Source organism: Herpetosiphonaceae bacterium, assembly GCA_036374795.1.
In the GTDB taxonomy this organism is placed as follows: domain Bacteria; phylum Chloroflexota; class Chloroflexia; order Chloroflexales; family Kallotenuaceae; genus LB3-1.
On record DASUTC010000273.1, the window covers coordinates 1 to 5,454 of the forward strand.

5 protein-coding genes are annotated in these 5,454 nt (G+C 64.9%); 2 read left to right on the plus strand and 3 right to left on the minus strand.

Going from position 1 to position 5,454, the window contains the following annotated elements:
* Window positions 1-144 precede the first annotated feature (144 nt).
* Window positions 145-804 carry a DUF305 domain-containing protein gene (locus VFZ66_20985; GenBank protein ID HEX6291673.1) on the plus strand — a complete coding sequence of 220 codons (660 nt, stop codon included), beginning with the start codon at window positions 145-147 and terminating at the stop codon, window positions 802-804.
* 80 nt (window positions 805-884) lie between these two features.
* Here VFZ66_20985 and VFZ66_20990 read toward each other — a convergent pair whose 3' ends face one another.
* Window positions 885-2,798 carry a mannosyltransferase family protein gene (locus VFZ66_20990; GenBank protein ID HEX6291674.1) on the minus strand — a complete coding sequence of 638 codons (1,914 nt, stop codon included), beginning with the start codon at window positions 2,796-2,798 and terminating at the stop codon, window positions 885-887.
* Between the two features lie 455 nt (window positions 2,799-3,253).
* Here VFZ66_20990 and VFZ66_20995 point away from each other — a divergent pair, with 455 nt between their 5' ends.
* Window positions 3,254-3,436 carry a hypothetical protein gene (locus VFZ66_20995; GenBank protein ID HEX6291675.1) on the plus strand — a complete coding sequence of 61 codons (183 nt, stop codon included), beginning with the start codon at window positions 3,254-3,256 and terminating at the stop codon, window positions 3,434-3,436.
* Between the two features lie 70 nt (window positions 3,437-3,506).
* Here the strand turns inward: VFZ66_20995 and VFZ66_21000 are convergent, their stop codons facing one another.
* Together VFZ66_21000 and VFZ66_21005 are read right to left on the minus strand one after the other, a co-directional pair.
* On the minus strand, window positions 3,507-4,574 hold the full coding sequence (locus VFZ66_21000) for a glycosyltransferase family 4 protein (GenBank protein HEX6291676.1): 1,068 nt from the start codon (window positions 4,572-4,574) through the stop codon (window positions 3,507-3,509).
* A 72-nt stretch (window positions 4,575-4,646) separates the two neighbouring features.
* Window positions 4,647-5,454 (minus strand): GDP-mannose 4,6-dehydratase (locus VFZ66_21005; GenBank protein ID HEX6291677.1); only part of this gene is annotated, 808 nt, incomplete at its 5' end.

Here is a 5,454-nt window from a genome sequence, read left to right on the forward strand (position 1 = left end):
GGATCGGCAATCTCTTTCCGGCGCAGCGAGCAACGCCGGGTCCGAATGCGCTTGAGATCTTGAGCCAGCGCTACGCGCGCGGCGAGATCAGCCGCGAAGAGTATCAGCAAGCGCGCGACGTGCTGCAAGCCTAAGGAGACGATCATGTTGAGCAAGTGGATTGGCCTGACTGGCATGGCTCTGATCGTCGCCGCGCTGCTGCTGGGCGCGCTAGGCCCGCGCTTCCTGCCGAACGCCTACTGGGGCGGCGATCGTTCTCAGATGATGAACGGCATGATGAATGGCGGGATGATGAACGGCATGATGGGCAGCCCATCGACTAACGCCGATCAGCCCTTCGACCGCCGTTTCCTCGACCAGATGATCGTGCATCATCAGCACGGCGTGATGATGACCCAGCACATGATCGCCAACACCGAGCGCGCCGAGCTGCGCGATCTGTCGCAGCGGATCATCAGCGCGCAGCAGCGCGAGATCGAGCAGATGCAGCAGTGGCGGCGCGACTGGTACGGCGGCGATAGCACCTCGCAAGAGGCGATGATGCAGCAGATGATGGGCGGCGGCATGATGGGCCAGGGCCAGATGCAGCAGATGATGGGCGGCGGTATCGATCGGGACCGCATGTTCTTGCAGATGATGATCCCGCATCACGAGGACGCGATCACCATGGCGCAGCAGGCGCTCGAAAAGGCCGAGTATCCTGAGCTGAAGAGGCTGGCGCAGAACATCATCACCACGCAGAGCGCCGAGATCGACGAAATGCAGCGCTATCTCAAGGATTGGTACGGCATCACCGTCGAGTAGAACAGATGTGATGTTGACGGCGCGCCGATGAAGAAATCTTCATTCATCGGCGCGCTACGATGTGCGCTGGCATCGCGGCCTCAGGCGATCCAAAAGCCGTTGACATACAGCATGGTCAGCAGCGCAAGCAGCGGCAACAGCAGCGCAAGCAGCAGCCACCTCAGCCAGAGCGGCTGTTCCTCGCGGGCCAGCACGACGAAGATCGGGAAGCTGATCAGCACATGGCGCGGCAAGCTATCGCGAATGTTTGCGAAGTAGGCCGGTAGGATCAGCAGGAAGCCGGTCAGGCCATAGGCCAGCGGCAGCCGCCGCAGGGCAGCCAGCGCCAGCGCCAGCACGCCGATCCAGACGCCAAGTTGCAGCGCCGCCTGCATCCACCCCGACGGTTTGACCAACTCCTCGACAATTTGCTGTGGAATCACCCACGGCGGTGCCAGGCCATTCTGCCAGCTCTGCTGAGCGATGAGGAAGGCCCAGGGCGTGCCGAAGACACGCCACTGGTACAGCATAAACAGCGCAAGCCCGAGCGGCGGCAAGAGCACAGCCAGCAGGTCGAGCCGGAGCGACCGCCAGCGCCACTGTTGGTGTTGCAGGTAGACCAGGCCAAGCACGGGCGCGATCAGCACACCAGGCACCCGCGTCATCGCCAGCAAGCCGCCGAGCACACCCGTCAGCCACCAGCGCTGGCGGCGCATCGCCCACACGGCGGCAACCGTAAGCATCAGTGCCAGCGACTCGGTGTAGCCCGCGACGAAGAAAAACGATGTCGGGAAGGCGAGCAGAAAGATGTTCGCGCGGTAGGCGACGATCCTGCCAAAGTCGTGGAGCAGCAGATCGTACAGCAGGAGCACCGCTACCAGCAGCGCAGCGTGCGACACGAGCAGCGCGGCGACCGAGCTACTGACATTGGCTGTAGCCATCACGGTGCGCATCAGCAGCGGGTAGAGCGGGAAAAACGCGATGTTCGGCCAGGGCACGCCCTCGAAGGTGTAGCCAGCCTCGGCGATGGCCTGATAATGCGCGCCGTCCCAGTTCATCCAGACCACAGTTCCGGCCCGCCACGTAAGGCTGCCGAGGTCGCTGCTCGGTGGGCCGAAGCTGAAGCTAAAGCCACGCCATTGCCGCCAGACCGCCTCGCTCAGCCACAGCCCTGCCAGCGCGAAGAGCCACAGGGCTACCCGCCAGGCCACGCAGATCAGCAGGATGCCGCCCCGCGATGTCATGCGCTCCCACGACTCCAGCCGCCAGACGATCATGGTGACGACAGCGGCAGTGCCAAGCCCGATCCACCGGCCTTGCAGCGCGACACCGCCGCGCGTGAGCGCGTAGCTTGCGCCACAGAGCGTCCCGATCAGCAGCAGGAGAATTGCTTTCCGATACACCGTCGCCCGAAATGGAGTCAGCGCCAGCCAGAAGAGGCTGAGCGCAAGCAGGGTCGTCATCAGCTGGAAGGATGCGGGTAGCGCCGCGTCCGCTGCCCGTACTGCGATACTCCCGACCACCAAGCCAAGCGGACGCGGATCGGGCGCGATGCGCTGCACGCCGCTGGTAAGCCCCAGCCGTAGATGGCCCTCCTTGCTCGCGGGCAGCAGCAGATGATAGGTGCGAAGCTGCTCGACAGCGCTAAGATCGACCTGCTGCGCGTGCGTGCCGATCCGCGCCGAAACCGCCACCGTGCCGGGCGGGCTGCTGAGCTGAAGCGCGGCCACAAAGCGACCGCTCCCGACCTCCGGAAACGTGAGCAGCGCATCGCCATCGGTGAAAGCGTACGCAAAGTCATTGGTGTGCTCAAGATCATAGACGCCCACCGCATGGCGTAGCCATGCTTCGACTGAGTAGAGCTGCGCGAATGGACGCCGGAAGCTGATCACGATCAGGATCGTGCTGACAAGCATCGCAAGCATGATCGGGATACACCAAAGCTGCAATCTGTGATGCGGCAATTTGCATCGAATGCCCTGGTGCAGCGTGGTTAATGCGTGTTTCATACGCATGATCGACACTCCTTCTCCGCTGCTCCCCGCGATACCATCAGCGGCGCGTTTGTGCGTGGACCTCCTGGCTGATGCAAAACGGCGCTTATGATACCACGAGATGCATGCCGGCTACCAGAGCACGATCAGCGCATCCTACGGCGGCATGGGCCGACTCACACAACTGGTCGACTCCGACAGCGGCACGAGCGCCTACAGCTAGGATGGTCTGGATCAGGTGTTGAGTGAGACGCCGCCGCGGGGCAGCGTGAGCTACACCTGCGATGCTGCCGGACGCCAGCGCACGCTGACCGTGGCCGGCCAGCCAGCGGTTAAGCGACGACGAAGCTGATCGGTGACGGTCATCGCGCAGGGCGGCGCGGTTGTGACGCTGGACTACGGCGGAGCATCCCTTCTACACCGAGGAGTATGGCGGGATTCGGACGATCGAGCTTCAGGGCAAACGACTCGCGATCGTGCTCGATACGCAGGCGGCGAGCGCGCTGGGAGAAGAGGGGTTTGAGGTTCTGCTGGACGTGCCGGAGGAGCAGATCGATGTGCTGATCGCCGGGTTGACGAGGGTCTTCAAGGATGACCCCAGGCCGCCAGTCGTCACTATAAACCGATCGCTCCGGTCGTGTGGCGGCCCCTTCTCATGATCTGAGAAGGGGCTGCTGCTTTGCGCTGCCAGATCGATCATCGAGCCGGATCAAGCCATCTGCGCAGCGTTCAGTGCCCTTTGCTCAGCAGCCGCTCATACACGCCGAGCAGCCCGGCGGCAAGCTGATCGTAGCCGAAGCAGCTCACAATCTTCTCGTGCCCGCGCTGGCCCATCACGTGCCGCAGCGCGGCATCGCTGCCGAGCGCCAGCACCCGCGCCGCGAAATCGTCCACGTCGTCGCGCTGGCACACGAACCCGGACACGCCGTCGTCGACGACCTCCGGCAGCGCCGAGGCATTGGTCGTCACCACGGGCCTGCCGCACGCGCCCGCCTCCGCCGCGACGATCCCAAAGCCCTCGACGCGCGCCGGGAAGAGCAGGATGTCGCAGCTCTGATAAGCTGCCACCAGCCCATCGCGGTCGGGCGTGCCGATCGGGATCATCCGGGGATGCGGCGGCGCGGCCTGCACCGCCTGAAACGACGAGGTGTAGAACAAGACATAATCGGATGGCAGCCGGTCCATGATCGCGGGCAGCAGATCGAAGCCTTTGCGCCGGGTGCGATTGCCGACGAACAGCAGACGGATGCGCGCGTCGGTTTGCGGCAGGCCGTGGTCGGTGCGCTTCCAGTCGGGCGTGGGCACGAAAACATCGGTGTCGATGCCGTCGTAAACTACTGTCGTATCGAGCTTGCCGTAGGTCAGCGCGACCTGCTGCTGCGTATACTTGCTGACGCAGACCACCGCGTCGGCTCGCCGCACGGAGAGGCCGTCGTAGGTATATTCGACCAGCCGGTAGAAGAGGCGCTGCTGCCAGGATGCGTAGGGTTGCAACAGCGGATCGGTCGTCAGGTGATGCACCGTCGTCACCAGCGGCACGTCGCGACGCTTGAGCGCCCACGCCACGCGCGAGCGGCCCTGGATGATGTCGTAGCCGCGCCACCAGCCCCGGCCCAATCCCAGAGGCGCGAGCATCGGCAGGAAATTATGCAGATACGGCAGCCGCCGCAGCGTCGGGTCGTGGCCCGCCCGCCGGACCGCTCGCGTGATGTTGTTGATGCCGATGTCCACGCCGCCCTTGCCGATCGGCGCGACGTACAGCGGACGAAGCATCCGCTGCCCTGATGTCTGCTGCACCGTTTGCCGCTCCTTGCGCGGGGTCAAAAACCTGTTCGGGAAACAGCCCGATTCTGCATCACCAAGGAGAATCTAGGTGTCGGAGCGCCCACCGCCGCGCTCGTCGCGCAGCCGCTCCCGCCAGTAGTCCAGAATCCGGCGCAGCGACTCAGCCAGCGGCACCTGCGGCTCCCAGCCGGTAGCGCCTCGCAGCTTGGAGTTGTCGCCGAGCAGGATCGGCTCGTCGGTGGGACGCAGCCGCTGCGGATCGACGCGCACCTCGACCGGAACCTGTGCCAGGCTCAGGTAGATGTCGAGCAGATCGCGCACCTGCGGGGCTGTGCCGGAGCACAGGTTATAGACCTCGGCGGGCCTGCCACGCTCAAGCAGCAGCCACAGCCCGCGCACGGCATCGGCCACGTCCAGAAAATCGCGGCGCGGCTCAAGGTTGCCCACGTCGATCACCGGCGGACGCAGCCCGGCCTCGGCCTCGGCAATCTGCCGCGCAAAGGTCTGCGCCGCCGTTCTGCTGTCCTGCCGCGATCCAATATGGTTGAACGAGCGCGTCAGATAGACGCTCATGCCGTAGTTCTGCGCGTACTGGTAGCCCAGCATCTCCTGCGCCGCCTTCGAGACGCCGTAGGGCGACACCGGGCGCAGCGGGCGCTCCTCGCCGATCGGCACCTCGTCGGGACGGATCAGGCCGTAGCTCGCCGACGATCCGGCGACATGTACCCGCGCGTCGGGAGCGAAGCGGCGAACCGCCTCCAGCACGTTGACTGTGCCGATCACATTGGCCTGGAGCGTCGTCACGGGCGCGGCCCACGACTCGCTGGGGTAGCTCTGGGCCGCCAGGTGATAGACCCGATCGGGCCGCGCCTGCTCGATCGCGGCTGCCACC

Bases quoted from the DNA above. Each gene is read 5' to 3' on its own strand.
- VFZ66_20985 (HEX6291673.1), top strand. From the start codon at position 145: ATGTTGAGCAAGTGGATTGGCCTGACTGGCATGGCTCTGATCGTCGCC.
- VFZ66_20990 (HEX6291674.1), bottom strand. From the start codon at position 2,798: ATGCGTATGAAACACGCATTAACCACGCTGCACCAGGGCATTCGATGC.